Below are 23,797 nucleotides of genomic sequence, written 5' to 3'. Positions count from 1 at the left end.
GCCCGTCACCGGGAGAGCCGGCGGGCCGCCCACCAGCCCAACCCGGTCAATCCGGCGATGGCAAAGGCCAGGATCATGAGCAACCCGAGGGCCTCACGGTCCGGTTTCGGCTGCTCGACCGGGAGCTCCGCGGGGGCGGTGGGGATGACCGGGAGCGTGGGCGTCGGTTCGGGCGAAGGATAGGGATGCGGCAGCGCTGTGTCCCTACCGGGCACGGGCGATGGGGGCCGCGGCCGTGGGATCCGGGTCACCGGCGGTGCGTCGGTGAGGCCCGTGGTATACCAAACCGTATACTGGCCCGCGTCGCTGTCGAATAGATGCGGGGGATCCCGCTCGAACCACACCAGATGCAACCGGCGTCCCTCCGACACGGCCAGCCGGGGCCATTCGGGAAATTGGCCATCGGCCCACACCAGGTCCGGGCCGAGCCAACGGTCCCCGTCCCACATCAGGTGGAACAGGCCCACCGTCTCCTCAGAGATCGCGCCCACGGCCACCAGGTGAAGCCGGCCGGCGCGGTCGGCCGCCAGATCGTAGGCATCGAACGGTGGATGGCGCCATGGGCGGGTCCGGAAACCCGGGATTGACTGAGGGGCGCTCCAGGTCGCCCCGTGGTCCGAGGACCGCTGGAAATACAGCCGATCGTCCTCCACCGTCCGCCAGATCAGGAGCAGTTGGCCCTTCCCGTCCTCCCCGATCACCGGCTGCTGGGGCGTGCCCACTGTTGCGGTGATCAGCCGAGGAGCCTCCCATGTCCTCCCTCGATCCGCCGAACGGGCCAGCCCCACCCCCACTGGGCTTCCACGCCCCGCCCACGTGTCGTAGCCCTCCTGCCAGACCGCATACAGCCACCTCTCCCTCTCCGAAGCCCACAGGAAAGGTTTCATCGATCCCCAGGGGGAACGGGAGAGATTGACGATCGGGGACCACGTCTGCCCGTTGTCCCATGACTGCCGGTAGAACACGTCGGAACAACCGTTGCAAGGGAGGTCCGGCTGCTGCGGATCCATGGGCACCAACGCTGTCCAGGCGACGTGGAGGTTACCCTCTGCATCCACAAGGAGTTCGGTGTAATAGGCCGGCGTGTTGCTGAGCCGCCATGGCGGCGCCCAGGAGAGGGCGGCGTTCGGACGCGCGATGGGCGCCCGGGTGAAATACACAGCGTCCGGATGCTTATAAGTCAGCACCAGGTCGCCGAACCCATCCAGCGCGATGGCGTTTCGCACCGCGTAACTCCGCCCCTCCTCGATGCGCCCGGCGTAGATGTCCACCGGATCGGACCAGCGGCCGTTGACCCCGAACCGTAACATCAGCGCATCGTAACGGTCTGGCCCTCGCCGCACGCCCCCCGCCCATACGACCACCACCCGCCCGGCATCATCGGCCACCACGTCCGGGAACCAGGCGAAGGGCTCCCCCAGCCGGATGGGACGCTCCCACCGCACCACGACTCCCTGGGCAGTGGCTGCCGGCAGCGACGCCGCCAGGCTCCAGAGCAGAACCAGGCCCATGCCGAGGATCCGTCGGCTCATGGCCTCTCGCCTCCTTCCCTCTCACTCTCCTCGGCCTGTGGGGCACATGTCGCGATCCGATACAGGCGGTAGGGCCCGAAGGCCGCCGTCAGCTCAGGGCATCTCTCCTCCACCTCGCGGTAGAGTTCCACCCAGCGACCGAAAGCGCCGACCAACACATAATCGGGCCGGGCCTCATCCCAATGGTAGAAGCGCGCCGGCGGGGGACCTCCGAACCATACGAACCGAGAGGCCACGTCCAGGAAGGCTTGCGGCGGATAGTGATACCGATGGTCGGTCAACACCCCCATCTCTGGCTCCCAGGTCTCGATCAGCGCGTCCTCCGGGACGTGGGCCTGCAGGTAACGAGCCATCTGAAAGGCGGCGTCGTCTCCATGCCGGAGCACCCGGACCACCTGGATGCCCGCCGAGCCCAGCAGGAGGATCGCCAGCCACAGCCCCATGGCTGCCTGCAGGGCCTGAGCCTCCCGAGCCCGCAGGACAGCCAGCAGATCTCCAGCGTTCAGGCTGAGCAGAGCGAGGGCCGGGTAGGCGTAACGCAGCCAGCCGTTGGAGGCCGTCACCAGCCAGCCGAGGTTCAGGGCGACGATGGCCATCACCAGCCCCCAGCGATACCCCTGAGGGGACCGCTCCAGCGCCCGCCACGCCCCGTAGAGGAAAAGGGGCAGGAAGGCACCATCGAAGACCGTCAATAAGTTCCGCGCCGTCGCCCCCATCCGGGGGGAGGGGAAAACCGCCACGCTCCCCCCCGCGATCTGCCGCAATTCTTGCAGGTCCCGCAGCGGGTTCGGGTTCAGCAGCCCCCACAGCATCCCTTGCCAGGCCAGCCCCAGCGCAAGGGCGATCCCTGCTGCCTTCAGATTCCCGGCCCAGCCCGGCTGCCGGTAATAGAACCGGCCGGCCACGGACAGCCCGACCAGCGCCGGGATCAGGAACATCCACCAGGGCCCCTTGGTGATCCCGGCCAGCCCGAAGCCGAGGCCGGCCAGCCCAGCCCCCCAAGGCCGATTCCGCCACATCCCTTCCCATCCCAGCATCCCTATCAGGAGGAAGGCCATCCCCGGCACTTCCCCCAGGACCTGCCGGCCATAGGTCAGGGTGTCAGCACTGCGGGCGAACACAAACCAGAGGACCGCGAAGATCGCCCCGATCCCTGGGACCCACCGACGGGCCACCGCTGCGAACAGACAGACCGTCACCAGCAGAAACATCGCCATCACCCAGCGGGCGGACCACAGCCCCACCCCGAAGATCCGAAAGGCCCCGGCGATGGGCAGCAACACGGTGGGCCCCACCCCCAGGATCGGCCCGTGGAACCGGAAGCCTTCGCTGCTGTAATCAGCGTAAACCCCCCAACGAACCAGGGCCTTGGGCACGTGCAGGTGCGAGCCCTCGTCGAACCAGGTCGGGGGGTAGATGGTTAGCCGGTAAAGGGCCAAGGCGCTCAGCCCCAACAGCCCCGCTACGATCGCCCCCCAGGATCCCAGGCGCTTCATCGCGACCCTCCCTCCATGCCCCCTATCCCTTCCCAGCGCACGGCCAGCACGGCCGCCCCCGGACGTCGGAAGATCGGGACTAGCCACGGGATGGCGTCCCATGCCACCCCATCGGTCCCTCCCCCAGCGCCCACCACCACGTAGGTGATCCCATGCGCCCGGACCAGGGCCCGGCGCTCGGGCTCCCCCATCGCGCCGCTGAAGAAGGCCTGGACCTGCTCTCGGCGCTCGAAGAAGCGCAGCGTCCCCGTCCAGTGGGCCAGAAACGCACGACAGCCCGTCCACATCGGGACGAAGGCGCCCACGGATTCGGGGGCTAGCACCACGCCGCCGTCGCACCCTCGGGCCGCCAGCGCATCCAGCACCGCCACCTCATCCCGGTGCAAGGCGTAGGGCGGCTGCCCCCGGCTCAGATCCAGGATGCGCCAGCCCCACAAGTAGAGGTTGGCTGGCAGGGACAGCGCCAGCGCCCACTGCATCGCTGCCCCCGGGGAGAGCCGAGGGATCCACCCGGACAGGCGCTGAGCGCCCCGCACGGCCCAGAAGGCCATGGGGACCTGCCAGCCGTTGAGCAGATGGATCTGGAAACTGACCGGCAGATACGCCAGCGGCCCATGGGCCAGGAACCAGACCCCCATCCATGCCTCCACCGGAGTCCAGCTCCTCCAGCGCCGAGGATCTCCCAAGCCGACCAGCGCCAGCCCGAAGGGAAGGCCCAGCAGCAGCAGCAGGGCCCCGGGAGGCGGGGTGAACACCCCAGCGTTCACGAACTGAGCGAGCACCTCCCGCCACGTGGGATCCTGCTGGGTGAGCCACGTCATATAAAGGGCCCCGGGGAGGGCAGGCCCCAGGGCCAGGGCGGCGTGGGCCATCCAACCCCACGCCGGCCGCCGATCGACCGTTGTCCGCCAGAGGACCAGCCCCCCCAGCACCGCGCCGAGGATGAGGAGATCGTAAGTGTGGTGCAGGCTCAAGGTGAAAGCCAACAGGCCGGCCCCCAGGCTGAAGCGCAGATCCCCCCGGAACATCCCCCGGGCCGTCAAGGCCAAGATGGCAACGATGGACGCCAGGGCGACCAGGAAATGGGGGTAGGCGATGGCCGAAAAGAAGGTGTTAGGCTCGGCGATGGCGGGGACATAGGGCGCCATGGGGGAGGGGATCGGCCAGAAGGCCTGCAGGCGCTTGATCAACGGGTGCAACCAGGCGAACCCGCCTCCCACCAGGACCATGGCCAGCATCGCCCGGGCTTCCCCAGACGAGTGGGCGATCCGGCGGTAGAGCGCCCCCAGCGTCCCAACGGCCATCAGGATCGCCCCGGCCCGTAGGATCTGATAGGTCGCCGCATACCCCAGCCCGGCCCATCGGGAGATCTGGGCCAGGAGCCACCAGAGCAGGTTGAAATACGAGCCCGGCGTCGGTTCGGGGGTGAGCAGGTTGGGCGCGAGCAGCCGTTCCTGGAACGCCCGCCACCAGGCGAAATACTGGACATGGTCACTGACGTTAAAGGCGAAGCCCATAAAGCGCCGCTCCGGCCCGACCAGCAGGTAGCCGACAGCGTAGGGCACGCTGGCGACCAGCCCGATCCCCATGGCCCAAAGGAGGATCTCCCCCCACCCGAGGGGAGCATTGGGTCTTCGCCAGTCCTCTCCCAAACGCCGCATCGGCGATGCCTCCTAGGAAGATGATTGGAAAGCCGCCTGCTGGGGGACGCGGCCGCCCGTATCGTGGGAGAACGGATGGGGCCGGTCGAAGCCCCGCAGGGCACAACGGTGTTGCCCCCTCTTATGGCGCAGAGGCCCCGACGCCTTCGAACAGGCCGAAGCCCTGGGGGCCATACACCCACTCCGTTCCAGGAGGCCAGCGCCATCCGGGCAGGCGGGTGCCTGCTCCCTCGAACCATTCCCAGGGCCGGGATCCCGACCGCACCCAGCGCACCAGTTCCGGCTCGAACAGAACCACCGCGCCCGTCCCCATGGCCTCCGTTCGGAAAAAGACCCAGGTCTCCGAAGGACGCTCGGCGGGATCGTCCAGCCCGAAAGGCAGGACGCGATAGGCCGGCGCGTAGGCATCGAAAAACCGCCACTGGGAGGCGATCACCAACGTCCGCTCGGGGGGGAACTGTTCCCGCAGAAGGGCGAACCGGGCCTCCAGCGTGGCGTCATGACGGCGCAGGGCCTCCCGGTTCAGCAGACGGATCCCGTTCGGGCCCAGCGGGCGCTCCGGGGCCGCTAGGAACAGGAGCAGGTTCATCAGCACTCCGATCATCCCCAAGGACCGCCCCCATCGTCCTCCTCGCTCCACCGCGGCCGCCGCCCCCAGGAGGAGCGCCGGCAGGAAGACCAAGACCAGGCCCTGCTGTCCCATGTGGATCAAGGTATAGAAGGCGAGGCTGGGCGTGACCCAAAGGAGGACGCCGATGCCAATCCTGCGGAAGGCAGGCGAGGGCAGCCGGATCGCCGGAAGCGCCTGCCGAAGGGCCAGGAGGGCCAGACCGGCCCCCGCCAGCCCATAGGCGGTATAGGCGATCAGTTTGGTGCCGTTGCGCTGCAATGCGGCCAAGCCAGCCGGCCCGAAGACCAGCGTCGCCGACCAGAAATGCGCGTTGTAAGCCCGGGAGATGGCCAGATAAGCCTGGAGACCCCCGCTGAGCGCCAGCAGGGGGATCAGCCACGCCAAAGTGAAGGCGGCCAGCCACAGGAGGCTCTCCCCCCGGCGCCGCCACGGCTGGCCGGAAAGCCCCCACAGAAAGACCGGGCCCAGAAAACCCAGGTTCTGGGGCCGCAGCCCAGCGGCGAAGGCCAGGGCCAGCGCCAGCGGCCGGTGCAGCCGCTCCCCCTGGGTGCACCGCCACGCCAGCCACACCACCAGCAGGATGAGCCCCGCGTCCAGCGCGTGGGGGAGCGCCACGTCCCCGTAGAACCAAACCAGGGGGCTGCTCAGCCAGAAGAGGGCCGCCCATCGGCCCACCCGGGGCCCGCCCCATTCCCGGCCCAGACGGTCGATCAGGATCGCCCCCAGGGCGGTCCCAAGAACGCTGAGGGCCACCAGGGCCGTCTGAGCCTCTCCGAAGATCCAGCGGCTGATCCGTCCCATGCCTACATAGAGCGGATACCCGGGGATGTGGGGCTGGCCCCTCGCCACATCGAAATGATCCAGCGCCAGAGCGAAGTTCACCGAGTCCCAGTGGTAGAGCCAGCGCCCCCGCAGCGGCCAACGGCTCAGCACGGCCAGGAGGACCCAGAGGGCTGCGGGCCATCCCGCCCATCGCCAGACCTGCTCGCGTCCCCACCGGAGCGCCTTCCTTGAAAAACCCTGGGCCGGGCTCATCGGCTCCCCCCCCATCGCTTCCGGCAGGGCCTCCCGCCGCAGAGCGGATCGTGCGGCCAGCCGCCAGAGCCCCCCGCCCCACAGCCCGAACAACGGGAGCAGGCCGAGCGGCCCGTGCAGGCCGAGCAACAGGCCCACGTTCCGGGCGACGTTTCCCGCACGCCACTGGGGCCAGACATACTCCACCAGCGGGAAGCGCTGGTATTGTGGGAACTGCTGGCCGGCCAGGCTTTCTAAGATGGTCATCGCCAGGCTCCACAGCAACAGGAGGAAGAGCACCCCACGGCCGGCGCGATAGCGGCCCAAAGTGGGGAAGGCGAAACCCGCCGCCAGGGCCAAGAAAGGCACCATCGGCAGGAGGTAACGTGGACCCACCGCGAATCCCCCATCCCACATCACCGATGAGGCGTTGAAGGCCAAGAAACTCCCCACGGACCACCCGACCATCCCACCCTCTTTCCGCCAAGCCGGATGCCACAGCATCTGCCAGAGCCCTACGAACCCCAGCAGCAGAAACGGCGCGCGGAAGAAGAGGCCCCGGTAGGGGCTGAAGGTGATACCCCACAGGGCTTCCCAGGAGGGGCCGCGCAGGCTGAAGAAACCCTGACGATGGACCCCCTGCCAGAGGGCCGAGTAGGCGTAGCCCACCTGGAACGGGGATCCGAAGATCACAGCGTTGTGAAGCCCGGCCAACAGCATTGGAGGAAAGGCCCCCGCTAGCAGCAGCCAGAGGGCCCGCAGGGGCCGAGCTCCCAGCGTATACACCCCGAGGCCGGCGGCGATCAACGCCGTCGGATACTCGGAGATCACCGTGTATCCCAGCAAGAACCCGACGAGCAGGGCCCATCGCTCCCCCAGCCATCCCCGATGCATACCCCATGCTAGGGCGAAGGCTGCCATCAACAGGGCGGCCACGAACTGATGGGCAACGAAACTGTTGGCATAGGCGAAGGCCGGCGTAGCCAGCGCATACGCCAGCGGAAGCCCCCAGGTCATCGGGTGATCGCCGAACCGCGCCCGCAGCAGCCCATGGAGCCACACCCCGATGGTCGCGGAGGGAACGGCCACCACCAGCGCGCTCAACACCACCTGGGCGATGGCGAAACGGACCTTCCACGGCGCGACCCCCGTCCCCTCCGGGTCGAGGGTGGCTCGGAAAGCCGACAAGCGCTCCAGAAAGCCGGCGAGGGGGTCAGCCAAGGGAGCGATCAGGAGGCGCAGCCCGGCATACAGCGGGACGGCGGCGAAGGCCAGCCCTGGCGCCTTGTCGCTGTAAAAATGGCCGCCCACCCATGCATAATCCCCCGTGTTCTCCACATAGGCATCGATGCGGAAGGTCCCCTGCTCCACCAGGGCCAGCACGAGATCCAGGCGGGAGTTCTGGTTCCAGTCCGCCCACCTTGGGAAGATCCACACTGTGCTCAAAAGCACCAGCAGGAAGAGCCAGCACCCCGTGGGCGTGAAGAAAGTAGCGGCCCAGCGAGCGAAGCCCTCGGAGAAAAGGACCTGGCGATAGGCGGGGGCGGCGGGCCGCCGGAGGAGGAGGGCGGCGATCCACTTCAGCAGAGTGGTCAGCCAGACGGCGAGGCGGTAGATCTCTCCCGCCAGCGGGCCGTAAGCCCGTGAGAGGAAGCGGGTCTTGCTCTGGTAAAGCCACCGCCGTCGGGCGCCCTCCATACGCCGGGCCGTGGCGCTGCCCAGATGGATCACCGGGGCCTCTGGGACCACGGCCACCGCCCAGCCGGCTTGTCGGGCCCGCCAGCACCAGTCCACCTCTTCGGAATACATGAAGTAGCCTTCGTCCAGCCCTCCGATGGCCTCGACGACCTCCCGCCGGACCATCAGGCAGGCTCCGGAGACCCAATCCACCTGACGGGCCGCCGCGGCAGGGGGATGGAACGGGAAGGCGGGGCCCAGCACCCGATGGCCGATCGGTCCCGTCAGCAGCAACAACTCCGTCCAGAGAGTCGGGAAGTCGGCTGCGCACCCCTGCGGGCTGCCGTCCGGGTTCAACAGCGCCCCGCCGGCGATCCCGACCTCCGGATGGGCCTCTAGATAGCGCACCAGGGCCGTCAGGGCGTCGGGGAGCGGGATCGTATCGGTGTTGAGCAAGAGCAAGTAGCGCCCACGGGCCCGGGCCATAGCCTGGTTGCACGCCGCCGCGAACCCCCGGTTGGTGGCGTTCCCCAGCACCTGGACCTCAGGGTGCTGCGCCTGCAGCCACCGGACCGTGTCGTCGGCGGAGCCGTTGTCCACCACCCAGACCTCATAGGAGACCCCGGCCAGGGCGGCCGGGAGGGCCTCCAGACAGCGGGCCAACAGCTCCCGCGTGTTATAGGTCACCAGGATGACCGATAGCGTCGGGTTCATGCTGTCGTCGGCTCCGAACCCGCGAGGCGTAGAGGGAATGCCGCCGGAGAGAACGGTAATAGCGCCCCATGGCCAGGGCGGCCCCCGCGAAGATCCATCCCCAGACGGTGTATTGATAGCCGGCGATGGTTTGGGTGTAGGGGAACGGCAGGAACCAATCCCCCAGCCCCATCGCCAGCAGCACCCCGGTGAACCCTCCGATCAGCCCAGCGGCCAGGGAGCGTCCCTGATGGTCCGCGACGCGCGCCCACCTCCAGATCCGGTAGATCTCTCGGCCCAGGACGACCAGGAACCACAGAAAGAAGACCAGGCCGACCACGCCGGTCTGAGAGAGCACATCCAGGTAGTTGTTATGGGTCGCCATCGCCCGGTCCGGATAGTAGGTCATGTAATACGCCGCGTATCCCGCTGGGCCAGTGCCGAACAACAGGTGGTCCCGCGTCACCTGCCAGTTCAGGCGCCATGCTTCGAAGCGCGTGACGCCGCTCTCGGCGTAGTTGTATTCGAACACCCAGTATTGGAGAGGTCCCCAGTAGAGCGCGCCCGCGATCAACAGCAGCAGGAGGAACAGGAAGAAGAGCCGCCGGGAGCGGAGCCATGCCACCACCAGGAGGGCGGCCAGCGGCGGCAGCCACCCACTGATCCACGAGATCCCAGGGATGAGCACCCGCCAGCCCCAGATCCCCAGTGTCCCCAGCAGACCAGCCCGAAGCCAAACAGACATCGGCCGGAAGAGCAGGAAGGCTGTCCCGAAACTCACCAGCCACAGCGAGAACAAGCCCCGGGTGTTCAGGAAGGGAAACAGCGGCCGCCCCGCCAGGATCTCGACGGCCCCTAGGCTGCCAGCTAGGAAGAACATGCCCACCAGGCGGTCCACCTGTCGGGGATGGTGCAGATGGGCGGCGGCCAGCCAGAAGGCCAGCGGCGAAAGCAGCATTACCCCCAGCCCGCCCAGCCGCGCCCGGAACAGGAACCAGGGAGGGATCCGCGGATCCCGCCAGATCTCGCCCCAGAAGAAAGAGAGCACCGAAACAGCCATAAAGCCCAGCAACGGCACCGTGGCCGCCGTCCGGGGCCAAGTAGGGGTACCGTGCGTGGCGCCTACGGTCTCCCGCCCGAAGGCCAGCCGAAGCAGCCAAAGCCCCCCGAAAGGGGCCGTCAACAGCAGGCTGGAGACCAGGGGGCTCTGGGAGCCGGTGGACAGGGTAAGCGGAACGAAAAGCGAAGCGAACAGGATTCCTTCCACCGCATAACGGCTGAGGGAGAGCAACGCGGGGAAGGCGAGGAGGCCCAGCAGCCCCAGCGCCACCCACCGCCCCCGCGCGGTCAGCGCCAGGATCCCCACCCAAGGGGCCAAGAGCGCGGTCCCCCCTACCACCCAGGCCGTCGGCGGGATCGCGGGGATCCGAACCGGGAAGCGTCTAAGCGACCCGATGCCCATGGAGCACCTGATCGATCAGGGCGAGATACTGCTCCTGGATCCGTACCCAGTCGTAGTCCTGCACGGCCGCCCGGGCGAGGCGGCTCCGCCGGCGCCGTTCCTCCGGATCCGACAGCAGACGCACCACCGCATCCGCGAAGGCCCCAGGGGCCTCCGCCTCCACCAGCCCTCCCAGATGCCGGAAGGTCAACCCCTCGGCCCCCTTGGGGGTGGCGATCACGGGCGTCCCCAGGGCCATCGCCTCCAGGATCTTCAGCCGCGTCCCCCCGCCGAACCGCAACGGCGCCACCAGCGCCCAGGATCGGGCCACCCAAGGCCGCACGTCATCCACATACCCGGTGTAGATCCACCCCGGCGGCTGGGGCAGCGCGGTCTCCGCCGGCAGCCGCCCGGTGGCCCAGAAGCGGGCCCTCGGGCGCCGCCGTCGGATCTCCGGCCAGATCGCCGCCGCGAACCATTCCAGGGCGTCGCGGTTCACCCAATAAGTCGGCGACCCAGTGAAGATCAGCGTGTCCAGCTCCGGCTCCGGCCAAGTTCCTGCATAGCGCCCCAGGTCGATCCCATTGGGGATCACAGCCACCCGCGCCTCCGGTGCAATCCGCTGCACCAGGCGGGCCTCGGGCTCCGAGACCACCGTGCACGCGGCGAAGTCCGTCAGCAGGCGGCGCATGAAGCGGGCGTATTTCCACCACGTCAACCACCGCCGCAGCCGGGCCGCCGGGTTCGAGGCGCGGCGGACCTGGTCCACGAATAGGCCGCTTTCCACCTCATCCAGGATCTTGGGCGCCCCGGTCAGGGAGCGCACGTAAAGGGCGGAAGGGAGCTGAGAGGCCAGGATCAGATCGAAGGCTTGCTCTCGGGCCAGCCGGCGCACCAGCCGTTGGACCTCCGGGAGCATGGTGTCCACCAGCCAGCGCGGGGTCGGCGAGAGGAACCCCCAGAGCGCCCGCCAGCGGGTCGGAAGGAACTCCCGACGCGGGAAGACATAAAGGGCCTCGCACCGGGCAGCCAGGTCACTCCGGTAGCGCTCCACCTCCGCCTCCGGATCCGCCAGCACTATAAGGGTCAGCCGGTGATGAGCGGCCAACGTGTCCAGAATCTGGGCCAGGCGGATTCGAACCCCCTTATCCGGCGGCAGGGGGAACCATCCCATCACCCAGAGGATGCGGGCCATAACGCCTCCCTTCCGGATCCAGGGCCGGGCGAGTGAGCCTCCCACCTCCCCCATCGGCGGTAGAAGAAATCGCGGATCCCCTCCCAGATGGCCTGGGCGTGGGCCTCTTGGTCGGCCTGCTGATACCGCCGGGCCAGCCGGACCGCACCGTGGAGCGCGTGGAGCGTGGCCTGCCAGCGGCGAAGCCCCTGGCTGTGCTCCCAAAAGAAAAGGAGGCGGTTGCGGGCCATGTAATACAGGACGAGGGGAGACAGATCCTCCGGGTGGACCGGGGCCTTGTGCCAAAGCTGGGCCCGCGGGTTCACCCAGATGGAGAAGCCCTCCCGCCGGGCCCGACAGCACCAGTCTGTCTCTTCCCAATACATAAAATAGCGTTCGTCGAAGCCTCCAACCCGTTCCAGGGCCTCCCGCATCAGGAGGATCCCACAACCGGGGACGAAGTCCACCGGGTGCGGAAGGATTAGCGAGGGCTGGGCCCGCCCGGCGTCGCGATGCACGGTGAACGCCCGCCTCCAGTCGATAGCGCCGCCCAGGGCCCAGATGCCATGGGTCGGCGGCCAGGCCCAAACCAGAGGTCCCACCGCTCCCACCCGGGGTTGGGCGCGGGCGGTCTCCAGCAGGGCGATCAGACATCCGGCATCGACCAGCGTGTCGTTGTTCAACAAGAAGACCCCCTCCTGCCCCTCCGCCAGCGCCTGCTGGAGGGCCACGTTGTTCCCGGCGGCGTAACCCCGGTTGTCCCCCAACTCGCAGACCAGGACTTCGGGGAAAGCCCGACGCACCGCCTCCGGTGTGCCGTCCGTGGACCCGTTGTCCAGGACGAGCACCTGGGCGACGGGCCCCTCCAGCCGCCGCACCGACTCCAGACAGGCCAGGGTATCGTGCCGTCGGTTGTGGGCCAGGATGGCCACCAGGATCCCTGCCATCACCCCTCCCGGCTTCCCACAGGCTCCGGAACCCAGGCGGCCGTCTCCTGCTTTCCCACCACATCCCGATAAAGCACCATCATTGCCGTCATGGCCGCCTCCATCGTATGGACAGGACGGGCACCGGCACGCAAGGCCTCCAGCACCTCAGGCGCCTCTAGAAACCGCACCAGCGCCGCCGCGATCGCATCAGCGTCGCCCGGCGGAACCCGCCAGCCGTTGACGCCGTGTTGGATCAGTTCGGGCAGGCCGCCGATCTCGCTGGCCAAAACCGGGACGCCGGCGGCCAGGGCCTCCAGAACCGCCAGCGGCATGTTCTCCGGACAGATCGACGGCACGGCCAGCAGATCGGCCTCGGCCAGCGCCTCCCCGATCCGTTCCCGGGGAAGCACACCGGCCAGCCGGATCTCTGGATCCTCCCCGATCGCCTTCCGGAGGGACCGGGCGTAGGCAGGGAAGGCCTGATCGTTCCCGTAGAGGGTGAGGCGGAGCGTCCGTCCGGGTGGGGCCATCCGCTTCGCCCGGCGGACCCCTTCCACCAGCACGTGAACCCCTTTGTGGGGCGCGATCTGTCCAAGGTAGATCACGTGCAGGCCCGTCGGGTCCCGGCGATCCGGCCCCGGACGGACCTCCGCGGGGGGGAAGCCGGGAATCCGATATACGCGCTCCGAGCGCATCCCGAAGGCCCGATGCTGGCGCTCTAGGAACGTCGACGTGACGTGGATGGCCGAGACCCTGTTCAAGAGCCCCATTGTCGTCTGCAGGCGCTCCGCCATAGTCCGAACCCAGGAGCCGAAGGGCGGCCAGGCGTTGAGAAGGCGGCCTGCTGCCCGATGCGGATGCGGCCTCCCCAGGCGGCCGAGGGCGCTCTCCAGCCAGCGGTAGCGACGGCTCTGGCTCAGCCAGCAGTAGGCGCAGCCGGCCGGCTCCTCCGGGCCAGGGCAAAGCCGTCCCGAGGGCCGCAACAGCGTGTGGTGGGCACAGAGGAACCACAGATCGTGCAGGGAGACCACCGTGGGCAGGCCGGCCTTCATCGCCGCCCGGAGCGGAGCCACGGTGAGCAAATACCCGCTGTGCAGGTGAAAGAGATCGGGCTGGCGGCTGTGGAAAAAGGCCTTGAACCACAGCCCCATGGCTGGGTTGTCGAAGCGGTCCCGCAAGCCCAGGGGCCCTGCCCGCCAGCGCACCGTCAACCGGTGCACTGGGAAGCCCTCTGACCGGTCAACCCGGGCCGAGACTCGCGGGAAGAGCCCGGAGGCGATCTGCTCCACACAGACGACCTCCACCCGGTGCCCACGGCCGTGCAGCCAGCGGGCCAGGGCCTGGACGAAGAACTCCGTCCCGCCGATGTTGCGCGGGGGATAGTGGGGTGCCGCCAGCACGATGAACATCCCTTAACCCACCTCCCGCAGCGTGGGAGCCCGTCGGAGGGCCTGCCCCAGGAGCCGCCACTCGGCAGGCCCCATGACCCCCAGCCCCCAGAGGGCCAGGCCGTAGGTCAGGCCCCCGACCGCCACCAGGGCCGGCAACGGAAGCCCCTGCCCCATCCAGAGGGTGACCCCCATCGTCGCCGCCGCCAGCAACGGCTTCCCGAAACGGTTCGGATCCCAGAAGGCCTCGCGCACGATGTGAAGCAGGACCGCGTATTGCCCGACCAGGAGCAGTTCGGTCAGCACCGTGATCCAAGCGGCAGCCATCAGCCCATAGCGGGGGATCAGGATCAGGTTCGCCGTCACATTGAAAGCGGTGCTCAGGATCAGCGAGCGGGCTGCGACCCATTCCCGGTCGCGGACCAGGATCACATACCCGAGATACTCGGATAGGAACATCAATGGGACCACCCCCATCAAAACCCGGAAGGCCGGGATCGAAGGGACGAAGGCCGGGCCGTAGAGGGCGGGGATCAAGCGATCCGCCAGGATCCATCCGCCTACGGCGAAGGGGATGGAGAGGGCCCAGAGATAACCCAGGGCACGGCGGATCACCGGGCCCAGGGCGACAGGATCGGTCAGGGCTGCCATCGACGGGTAGAGGGCCACGTTGATAGCGTTCGATAGGATGGCGATAGAGAAGATCAGGTTGTAGGCGGCGCTATACCAGCCAACGATCCCCGGCGGCCACCATAGGCTGAGCAGGATGGTGTCCACCTTGTAGGAGAGGTTCACCGCCAGCCCGATCAGGCCGAAGGGCAGGCCTGCCCGCAGCAGAAGAGGCCAGGTCCGCCAGCGGGGCGCCCGGATCCGGACCAGTCCCATGGCCCTGGCGGCCCCTGCGGTCACGCCCAGAGCCGCCCCCAGCCCGATCAGCGAGGCGCCGATCAGCCCGTAGAAGCCCATACCGGCGAGCAACGCCCCCGTGCCCAGCCCCACGAACAGGATCTGCTGCACCACGCCGGCCGCCGACACCAGGTCTAGGCGGCGCAAGCCCTGGAGGGCGGCCTCCAGAGGGCCCTGGACAGCGTAAAGGATCAGGGTGAGGGAAGCGAGGGCGATGCCGATCAGGAGCACAGCCGGCTGACCGTTCCAACGGGCCACCCCCAGGATCAACCCTATCGTCCCCGTGGCGAGGAGGAAACGCAGCCCGATGGCCTCGGGGAGCAGTTCCCAGGCTTGGCGGCGGTCCCGCGCGATCTCCCGTACCAGATAGGGAGCCAGACCCCAGTCCGAGAGGACCGCGAAGGCTGCCACATAGGCGAGGGCCGTCGCATACAGCCCATACGCCTCCTGGCCGAGCCGGCGCACCACCCACACCGAGAAAGCGAAGGCCAGGGCCTTTATGGCCAACCGTCCGCCCAGGCCGAAAAGGGCATTCCGAATCACGACGAGGGCCACGCCGCTCATCCGGCTCATCCTTCCGCGGTCTGCGGGGCCTTCGGTTCCTTCACGGAAGAGGAAGGCTCCTCCATAGGCTCTAGCGTATCAGGGATCTCCGCCAGCAACTCCGGATCGATCTCCACGAAGGGCGGGATCGTAGTGGGGCGCTCGGCCTTCGGCGGTTCCGGAGAGGCAGGTGGGATGCCGATCGCTGCTCCCGCAGCATCTTCTTCGAGGGCGAAGACCCCAATGAACGGCGTAATCCCTTCCGGCGGAGGTTCTGAAGCAGGTTCCAGCGCTGGCTCCGGCGCCATCGGGGAGATCGGTGGGATAGAAGAGGGGGTTGGGACCTCCGACGCGGACGCTGCAGCGGCCGAAGCCCCTGTGGGGGGGCGCCGAAGGAGGCTCCGAGCCATCTGCTCGCGCACCGGGCGGGGCAGCAGCGGCCACGCCGGAGGGCCGACCGCCTCCTCGGACTGGGGAGGGCGGGCCCGCCCGATCGAAAGCCCTCGGAGGAGACCTTCCCGCCACCCGGGCGCGGGGGCCGCAGGCCCCCGGCTTCCAGCGCGAGGATACCGCACGCCCCCATATCCATACCCGTAGCCGTAACCTATCCCGAGTTTGCGGCGGGGGACATCGTTGACGACCACGCCGAGGACCCGCTGCCCCCGCAGGGCATAGCGGGCCTGTCCGACCAGCCGGCGCGGCGTCTTCCCATCCCGGAGGATCAACAGAACGCCATCAGCGGAGCGGGCCAGGACCTCCAGTTCGGCCAGGAACAGCGTGGGAGGGGCATCCAGGATCACCAATGCGAAATGCTCCCGCAGACGATCCAGCAGGGTCCGCCACCGGGGCGAACTCAACAACAGGCCCGGATCCCGTGGGATCCGCCCCATCGGCAGGATCGTGAACCCCCCATCCACCAGGATCAACAAGCGGTCGAGGTCAGGCGGATCCTCCGCCTCCAGGTAATCCACCAGGCCGCCCTTCAGTTCGTGAGGGGACAGGTGAGCCACCACACCTCCGCGCAGATCTGTCTCCACCAGCACGGTGTGCAGGCCGGCTTCGGCGGCGGCCGCCGCCAGGTTGCTGGCCACGAAGGACTTCCCATCCTCCGGCATCGGGCTGGTCACCAACACAACCTTCGCCGAGAAGCCTTCCTCATAGGCGAGGGCCTGGAGCAGCCGCAGGCGCAGCGAGCGAATGGCCTCTGCCTCAGGGGAATCCGGCGCGGCGCGGATGATGAGGGAGTCCCGCCGGTTACGCCAGCGAGGCACAGCCCCCAGGACCGGGAGATTGAACATGGTGAGGCTCCCGTCCCAGCGAACAGCCCGCCCCATGAAGCGCTCCAGGGCCATCAGAACAGCGACGCTGAGCAACAGGCCAGCCCCGCCGGCGAGGGCCACGTTCCGGATCACGCTGGGCGAGACCGGGCGGGTGGGCGGCAGGGCGGGCTCCAAAAGGCTGAGGGTGTTCACCCCCTGCTGGCGCATCACCGTGATCAGTTGCGCATAGGTCTGTTGATAATCCCGCTTCAACTGCTCCAGGGTCTGCAGTTGATCTCGGGCCTCCCGCAGCTCCGCCGCCGAGGTGAGGGTGCCCATTCGTCGGCGGAGCTCCTGGATCCGCTGATCGATGTCTTCCAGCCGGGACCGGACGTCCGCCAACTGGCTCTGGAGGAAGGGCTCATCGGCCCGCGTCCGCGCGGCGGGGGTCTGCTCGATAAGGACCTGAGCCAGGGTGTTGGCCAGGGCCGCCGCCCGCTCCGGGTCATAGTCATAGACGTAGATCTCCAGCAGCGAGGCGTTGGCCACCACCCGGGTCTCCACCGCCCGCGCCAGGGCGTCGGCCGGCAGATCCAGGCGGAGCCGCTTCAGCGTCTCCTCCAGCACCGGGCGCCGACGGGCCATCTCCCCGTAGACCTGGGCCAAGGTCCGGCTGAGGCCGATCTCCTGAGGGTCGGGGCTGGGATTCGCCAGGCTGCTGCCTACCATCAGGGTGACCCGCGCGGCGTAAACCGGACGTTGCTGTCGTGTGTAAAGATAGCCCCCGGCGGCGGCCAGCACCGCGCACAGCAGCGGAAACCACCACCAGCGCCGGAGGACCTCCAGGTAGGGCTGCATGCGCTCCATGGGCCTCTCCTTTACATCCGGCCTTTGAAGAAGGCCACGGTCCGCTCGAGGCCCTCCTCCAGATCCACCTGGGGACGCCATCCCCACGCCCGGAAGGCCCGCTCGGCGCTCAGATAGATGCGGAAGGTCTCCCCCGCCTTGGGCGGTCCATAAACCGGCTCCCGCCGATACCCCGTGATGGCAGCCAGCAGATGGAAGATCTGGTTCACCGTTGTTCCCCGCCCGCTCCCCAGATTGAACACCTCCCCCTCTCCATCCTCCAGCGCCATCAAGTTCGCCGCCACCACGTCTTCCACATAAACGAAATCGCGCATCTGCTCCCCTGTCCCGTTGATCATTACCTCCTCCCCCCGCAGCATCCGCCCAATGAAAATGGCCACCACCCCTGCTTCCCCCTCTGGATCCTGCCGGGGACCGTAAACGTTGGGATAGCGCAGCACGGTGTAGTGCAACCCGTAGTGCTTATAGAACAGGTCCAGATACTGCTCGACGACGAATTTGGTCACCCCATAAGGGCACAGCGGCCGGATCGGATGATCTTCGTCGCACGGCAGATATTGGGGCTCCCCGTAGACCGCGCCGCCGCTCGAGATATAGATGAACTTCTTGACCCCATATCGCAGGGAGAGCCGGATCAGATTCAGGGAGCCCAGCACGTTCACATCCGCGTCATAGATCGGATCGGCCATGGAGACCCGGACGCTCATCTGGGCTGCGTGATGGTTCACCACCTCGGGCCGCTCCCGCTCGAACACCTCCGCCAGGTCAGGGCTTCGGATGTCCACCGCATAAAAGCGGGCCCGCGGGTTCAGGTTCTCCCGCCGCCCAGTGCTCAGATTGTCCACCACAACCACCTCGTGGCCCGCACGGATCAGCGCGTCCACCACGTGGGAACCGATGAAACCCGCCCCGCCGGTGACCAAACACTTCATGGCTCAGCCTCCTGGGAGCCCTCCACCCCTGCCTCCGGCGCGGAGGGATAGGGACAGAACCGGTAGCCCACACCCCACACTGTCTGGATGTAGCGGGGCCGGGCGGGGTCCGGCTCGATCTTGCTGCGCAGATGGCGGATGTAAAGCTTGAGGTAATGGGGATCCCAACCCCGATCCTCCCAGCCGGCCCGCAGCAGGACCTCGTGGCAAACCACGCGGCCGGCGTGCTGGAGGAGGCAGGCCAGCAGGCGGTATTCGATCCGGGAGAGGCGAATCCGCCGGCCGCACACGCGGACCTCTTGCAGGCGCAGGTCGATAACCAGGTGGTCATCAGCATAATAACTGGGGACGATGCGCCCGCCGTGCCACCCCCAGCGCCGCAAATGGGCCTGAAGGCGGGCTTTCAGTTCGATGAAGGCGAAGGGCTTGCAGATGAAATCATCCGCTCCCGCATCGAGGGCCTGGATGACCTCCCCTCCGGTCGGGGCGGCGGAGATCACCAGGATCGGGCAGGAGGCCGCCGCCCGCAGCCGCCGGCAGAACTGAAGGCCGTCATCCTCGGGGAAAGCGATCTCCGTGAGGATCGCGTGGGGAGCCACCAACGGGAGCATGGCCAGCGCCTCGGAAGGCCGAGAGGCCAAGAAGACCATCATCCGCTCAGATCCCAGTTCCTGCTGCAGCATGCGCTGCAGCTCCAGACTGGGATCCACCACTAGAATCCGGACCACATCGCCGTCCCCCCAACGCCGGCTTGGTCTGATCACCTTCTCCCCCACTGTATCGAAAAAAGGTTTGAAAAGGTGAAGATCTTGGTTTGAATTTGTTGGAGGGCCGCCGGAGGTAAAAAACAGGCGCAGGCCAACGCAAGCCGGCCGCGCCCGTCCGGAGAGGGCTTCGTGGGCCCGACGGGACAACGGATGGGCCATCGCCCCGCGGGGTTCCCGAACGGAGGCCTGGACCGCGCGTCCTTGGGATATGAGGGCGCCAAGGGGATAAGGGCGCAGCGTGCGGCGCCGCTACAGGCGGTTACGCGCCACGGGTCCAGGAAGCCGGAAGCGACCGATGATCATCTGGCCAGGTGGAAACCATGTCCCAGAACGGTCACTCGCAGTTGAACCGATAGCCAATCCCCCACTCTGTCAGGATGTAGCGGGGATGCCGGGGATCCGGCTCGATCTTCCGGCGCAGGTAATGAATGTATAACTTCAGGTTGTCGATATCCTCCGCGTATTCCGGGCCCCACACCTGGGTGAGCAGGTAGCGGTGGGGAAGGAGCCGCCCCGGGTTGCGCATCATCACGCTGAGCAGGCGGAACTCCAGAGGGGTCAGGGCGATGGAGCGCCCAGCCACGGTGACCGTGTGCTGATCCAGATCCAGCACGATCTCGCCGCACCGGTAGACCCTCTGCTCCGTCGCCGGGGGCGCCCCCGCCCGTCTCAGCAGCGCCCGGATCCGGGCTAGCAGAACATCCTTCTCGAAGGGCTTGGTGACGTAATCGTCGGCCCCCAGCTCCAGCCCATAGACCACATCGCTGGTCATCGTCTTGGCCGTCAGCATGAGGATCGGGACCGTGGAGACCTGCCGGATCCGCCGGCAGACCTCCCAGCCGTCTATACCGGGCAGCATAATGTCCAGGAGCACCAGATCCGGCCGCTCCTCCAACACCATCCGGTAGCCGGTCTCCCCGTCCAGGGCCACCAGCACCCGATATCCGGCCCCCTCCAGCAGCCGCTGCAACAGCTGGGCGATTCCCTCTTCATCTTCGATCACCAGTATGGTGGACGTCATCGGCCTTCCCTTGATTCAAAATATTTGGCTTGAAACTTATCATGATCGATGGTGCGGCCCTGCGGCATAGGAAGAAAGTCCGGCAGGGACCGACCTGGGGGGCTGGCCCTCCGGGACGGAAGGGCCGAAAACCAAGCCCAGACCAGCGGGGGCTCCCTCCCGGCCAGCGCCCCGAGGGAACGACCGGAAGGAGGTCAAGGCACGCCGATGGGAGGCATCCGTCGTCGGGAAGGGCTGTTGCTGGGCCTGATCCTCATGGCCTTCGCCCTCCGCCTCCACCGCATCGCTGTCCAGAGCTGGTGGTGGGATGAGGGGTATAGCACTTATCTGGCCCGCCACGGGATCCTCACCGCCATCCGCATGACCGCGGTGGACATCCATCCTCCCCTCTACTACATCCTGCTCTCCCTCTGGGGATCCCTCGCAGGCTACACAGAGTTCACCTCCCGGTTCCTATCCACGATCTTCGGCCTCCTCCTCCTCCCCCTGCTCTACCGGGTCGGCCGACAGGGCGTCGGCCCCGCGGTCGGGCTGCTGGCGGCCGGGCTGGCGGTCCTGGCCCCGGCCTATGTGTATTACGCCCAGGAGACCCGGATGTATACCCTCTTCGCCCTGGAATATCTGGCCGCCCTGGCCCTCCTGGGCCGCCTGATGCGGCGCCCGACGTGGCCGCCCGGCACCCTCGCGGCCATGGGGCTGGTGGAGGCAGCGATGCTGTATACCCACTATTTCTCCGTGGTGGCCGTGGCCTTCCTCAACATCGCCGCTTTCGTCCTGCTCCAGCGCCAGCCCGCCGCGCAGCGCCGCCCCAACCGCCGGGCCTGGCTTCTCACCCAGGCCCTGGTGGTCCTGGCCTACGGGCCGTGGCTGCCCCCCGCCTACCGGCAGACGGGCCAGCACAGCGACGAGCGGGCCACCTTCCCCACCTTCCCCGAGTTCCTCGCCCTCACCTGGCACTTCTTCAACATCGGCATCCGGGAGGTCCTGGGGAAGACCGGGGAGCCGCCGCCCCGGCCGGGGTTCGTGACGGCCTCCAGCGCCTACGGGGCGGCCTTCGCCTTCGCCTTGCTCGGGGCCGGCCTCCGGGCCTGGCGCCGCCGCGGACGGGGGATCGCCTTCCCCCTCCTCTGGCTCTCGGCCTTCGCCCTGCCGTTGCTTCTGGTCTTCGGGATCACCCGGTGGAAGCCCATCGTCCACCCCCGCTACATCCTGATGCTAACGCCCGCCCTGCTGCTCACCACCGCCGCGCTGGCGGCCGACCTCTGGTCGGCCCGCCTCGGCCGGGCCATGGCCATCGCCCTGCTCGTGACCCTCGGCGCCACCGATCTGCAGGGGCTCTGGATCGTCTACTACGACCCCGCTTTCTTCCGGGAGGACGTGCGCGGGGTGGCCGCCTACCTGAACGGCGCCACCACCGCCGAAGACGCTATCGTGGTGGATTCGGAGGAATACACCCTGCAGCAGTATTACACCGGACCAGCCCCGATCCAGGGGGTCAAAATGCGGGGCCGGGAGGCCGAAGGCCTGGCCGAGCTCCAGAGGGTGACGGCCGGCAAGCGCCGCGTGTTCCTCCTGCACTGGTTCCGCTCGGTGACCGACGACAAGCGCTTCATCCCCTTCCTGCTCGAGCGTGCCGGGCGCCTGCTGGAGCGCCGCGAGTTCAACGGCTACACCCTCTGGGTCTATGCCCTGGAACGACCGGTGGCCATGCCTTCCCTCTCCCCGGCGGAGGCCAACTTCGGGGACCGCCTCTGGCTGACAGGGACCTTCACCGAGACCACGGCCTACGCCGGAGAGGGGATCCCGGTGGCGCTGCGCTGGCGGATGCCGGCCCCCATCGGGGAGAACTTGAAGGCGGCGGTGGCCCTGCTGGACCCCGCGGGGGAGCGGGTGAGCGGCATGGACTGGATGCTGATGAACGATCTCCACCGCTACACCGCCCGCTGGGCCCCCGGCGAGGAGACCACGACGTATTTCGTGGTGCCGGTCCCCCTGGGAACCCCGCCGGGTCCTTACACCCTGACCGTGACGCTGTATCGTGAGCCGGATCTGCGGGGCCTGGACCTCCTCGATGCAGCGAAGAACCCAGGCGGGCGCGTCCTGGTCCTGGGCCCCGTGCAGGTCCTCCCGCCCCGGGCGGCCCTAGATCCCTATGGCACGCTGGGGGGCTTCCCCCGGCTGGCCGATCCGGTTCCGCTGGGGGAGGGCCTGCGGCTGCTGGGCTTCCAGTTTCAGAATCCCCGCCTGGCCCCCGGGGAGTCCCTGCGGGTGGCCCTGCTGCTGGAAGCGACCTCCGCCGGGCTTCCGAACCGGCCCCTTCGCCTGATCGTCCGACGGGGAGACGAGATCCTGGGTGCCCAGAGCGGCGATCCCGGTTACGGACGCTACCCGCCCGCCGAATGGCCCGTCGGGGTGCCGATCCTGGACCGCCGGGCGGTCCGGCTGCCTCCCCAGACGCCGCCGGGGCCGGCCGAGGTGCGCTTGGGTTGGGGCGACGGCCCTGCGGTCTCTCTGGGGACCATCGAGATCGCCGGGCGCCCGCGCCGGTTCGAAGCCCCCACCGTCGACCTCCCGGTGGGCCGACGCTTCCCCGGCCTGGCCGAACTGGTGGGCGTGAGCGTCGATCGGACGGCCCTCCGGCCCGGCGAAGGGCTGACCGTGCGGCTGGTCTGGCGGGCCTTGAACGAGGATCCCATCGCGCGCTCTTACGTGGTCTCCGTCCAGGTGCTGAACGCGGAGGGCCGGCTGGTAGGCCAGGACGACCGGCCGCCGGCCGACGGGGCGGCCCCCACCGTGACGTGGGTGAAGGACGAATACATCGAGGACGTCCATTCGGTGGCCTTCCGCGAGCCCCTGCGCGGCCCCGGCCGGCTCTGGGTCGTCCTCTACGATCCGGACACCATGCAGCGGGTCCGCGCCGACGATGGGAAGGATCACATCGAACTGCCCGTCCCCATCGAGGGGCTGCCGTAGCCCGATGGAGGCGCGATCTGCACCGGGATAAAATTCTCCCAGGCCGATCCAAGCACCCCAGGAGGTGACCATGCCGTTCGCGCGGGTGGATGGGATCCGGCTGGTTTACGACGTCTACGGGCAGGGCGTCCCGGTCCTCTGGATCCACGGCTTCCCGCTGGGCCGCTGGCTGTGGGATCCCCAGGTCCGGGCCCTGGCCGACGGCGTCCGATCGATCACGGTGGACCTGCGGGGGTTTGGAGGGAGCAGCGCGCCGGAGGGGCCCTACACCATGGAACAGTTCGCGGCCGATCTGCGGGGCCTGATGGACGCGCTGGGGATCGAGCGGGCAGTGCTGGCCGGCCTCTCCATGGGCGGCTACATCGCCTTCGCCTTCTACGCCGCCTATCCCGAGCGGGTCCGCGGGCTGATCCTGGCCGACACCCGCCACCAGGCGGACACGCCGGAGGCCCGGGCCAACCGCTACGCGCTGATCGACCGGATCCGACAAGAGGGACCCCGGGCCGCCGTGGAGGCCTTCCTCCCGCGGCTGCTCGGGGCGACCACCCAGCGGGAGCGCCCGGATCTGGTGGAGGCTCTGCGGCGCAAGATGATGGCCAACCCGGCTGTCGGGCTCATCGGAGCCCTTCAGGCCATGGCCGAGCGGCCCGATCGGACCGCGCTGCTGCCCACGATCCGGGTGCCCACCCGGATCCTCGTCGGGGAAGAGGACGTCGTCACCCCGCCGGAGGTGGCCCAGGAGATGGCCGCAGGGATCCCCGGGGCCCGGCTGGTCCAGATCCCGCGGGCGGGCCATCTGGCCAACCTGGAGGCCCCCGATGCCTTCAACGAGGCCGTCCGCGCGTTCCTGTCCGAGGTGGGCGGGGCCTGAGCCCCGGCCGAGCGGTGACGGC

The 23,797-nt window shown here is 68.4% G+C and carries 15 protein-coding genes; 2 read left to right on the top strand and 13 right to left on the bottom strand.

The window, feature by feature from the left end; genetic code table 11:
• Window positions 1-5: 5 nt before the first annotated feature.
• The 13 genes from C4313_RS00660 to C4313_RS00600 form a co-directional block, all read right to left on the bottom strand.
• Window positions 6-1,532 carry an exo-alpha-sialidase gene (locus C4313_RS00660; RefSeq protein WP_352427947.1) on the bottom strand — a complete coding sequence of 509 codons (1,527 nt, stop codon included), beginning with the start codon at window positions 1,530-1,532 and terminating at the stop codon, window positions 6-8.
• Complete coding sequence (locus C4313_RS00655) at window positions 1,529-3,028, bottom strand: ArnT family glycosyltransferase (RefSeq protein WP_352427946.1); 1,500 nt, start codon at window positions 3,026-3,028, stop codon at window positions 1,529-1,531. Before C4313_RS00655 ends, C4313_RS00660 begins: the two co-directional genes overlap by 4 nt.
• Window positions 3,025-4,689: a hypothetical protein gene (locus C4313_RS00650; RefSeq protein WP_352427945.1), complete on the bottom strand. Its 1,665-nt coding sequence runs from the start codon at window positions 4,687-4,689 to the stop codon at window positions 3,025-3,027. Before C4313_RS00650 ends, C4313_RS00655 begins: the two co-directional genes overlap by 4 nt.
• A gap of 121 nt (window positions 4,690-4,810) precedes the next feature.
• A complete protein-coding gene (locus tag C4313_RS00645) occupies window positions 4,811-8,725 on the bottom strand; it encodes a glycosyltransferase (protein WP_352427944.1) in 3,915 nt (1,304 codons plus the stop codon).
• Complete coding sequence (locus tag C4313_RS00640) at window positions 8,688-10,082, bottom strand: O-antigen ligase family protein (protein ID WP_352427943.1); 1,395 nt, start codon at window positions 10,080-10,082, stop codon at window positions 8,688-8,690. The genes C4313_RS00645 and C4313_RS00640 overlap by 38 nt, the downstream gene beginning before the upstream one ends.
• A gap of 64 nt (window positions 10,083-10,146) precedes the next feature.
• Window positions 10,147-11,340, bottom strand: coding sequence for a glycosyltransferase (locus C4313_RS00635; RefSeq protein ID WP_352427942.1), 1,194 nt, complete (start codon window positions 11,338-11,340; stop codon window positions 10,147-10,149).
• On the bottom strand, window positions 11,319-12,266 hold the full coding sequence (locus C4313_RS00630; protein WP_352427941.1) for a glycosyltransferase family 2 protein: 948 nt from the start codon (window positions 12,264-12,266) through the stop codon (window positions 11,319-11,321). Before C4313_RS00630 ends, C4313_RS00635 begins: the two co-directional genes overlap by 22 nt.
• Complete coding sequence (locus C4313_RS00625; RefSeq protein ID WP_352427940.1) at window positions 12,266-13,657, bottom strand: glycosyltransferase family 4 protein; 1,392 nt, start codon at window positions 13,655-13,657, stop codon at window positions 12,266-12,268. Before C4313_RS00625 ends, C4313_RS00630 begins: the two co-directional genes overlap by 1 nt.
• Window positions 13,658-13,660: 3 nt before the next feature.
• Entirely contained in the window at window positions 13,661-15,106 is a 1,446-nt protein-coding gene (locus C4313_RS00620; protein WP_352427939.1) for a flippase, read from the bottom strand.
• 5 nt (window positions 15,107-15,111) lie between these two features.
• A complete protein-coding gene (locus C4313_RS00615; protein ID WP_352427938.1) occupies window positions 15,112-17,211 on the bottom strand; it encodes a hypothetical protein in 2,100 nt (699 codons plus the stop codon).
• 11 nt (window positions 17,212-17,222) lie between these two features.
• Window positions 17,223-18,143, bottom strand: coding sequence for an SDR family oxidoreductase (locus tag C4313_RS00610; RefSeq protein ID WP_352427937.1), 921 nt, complete (start codon window positions 18,141-18,143; stop codon window positions 17,223-17,225).
• Complete coding sequence (locus tag C4313_RS00605; RefSeq protein ID WP_352427936.1) at window positions 18,140-18,907, bottom strand: response regulator transcription factor; 768 nt, start codon at window positions 18,905-18,907, stop codon at window positions 18,140-18,142. The genes C4313_RS00610 and C4313_RS00605 overlap by 4 nt, the downstream gene beginning before the upstream one ends.
• A gap of 337 nt (window positions 18,908-19,244) precedes the next feature.
• A complete protein-coding gene (locus C4313_RS00600) occupies window positions 19,245-19,931 on the bottom strand; it encodes a response regulator (RefSeq protein ID WP_352427935.1) in 687 nt (228 codons plus the stop codon).
• 207 nt (window positions 19,932-20,138) lie between these two features.
• On the opposite strand from C4313_RS00600, the gene C4313_RS00595 reads away from it, so the two are divergent.
• Complete coding sequence (locus C4313_RS00595; RefSeq protein WP_352427934.1) at window positions 20,139-22,904, top strand: glycosyltransferase family 39 protein; 2,766 nt, start codon at window positions 20,139-20,141, stop codon at window positions 22,902-22,904.
• Window positions 22,905-22,974: 70 nt separating this feature from the next.
• On the top strand, window positions 22,975-23,775 hold the full coding sequence (locus C4313_RS00590; RefSeq protein ID WP_352427933.1) for an alpha/beta fold hydrolase: 801 nt from the start codon (window positions 22,975-22,977) through the stop codon (window positions 23,773-23,775).
• Window positions 23,776-23,797 lie beyond the last annotated feature (22 nt).

Origin of the sequence: Thermoflexus sp. (assembly GCF_040289485.1) — a bacterium.
Lineage (GTDB): Bacteria > Chloroflexota > Anaerolineae > Thermoflexales > Thermoflexaceae > Thermoflexus.
Note: the sequence above shows the minus strand (reverse complement) of the source record. Positions and strands in the feature narration are given on the sequence as shown.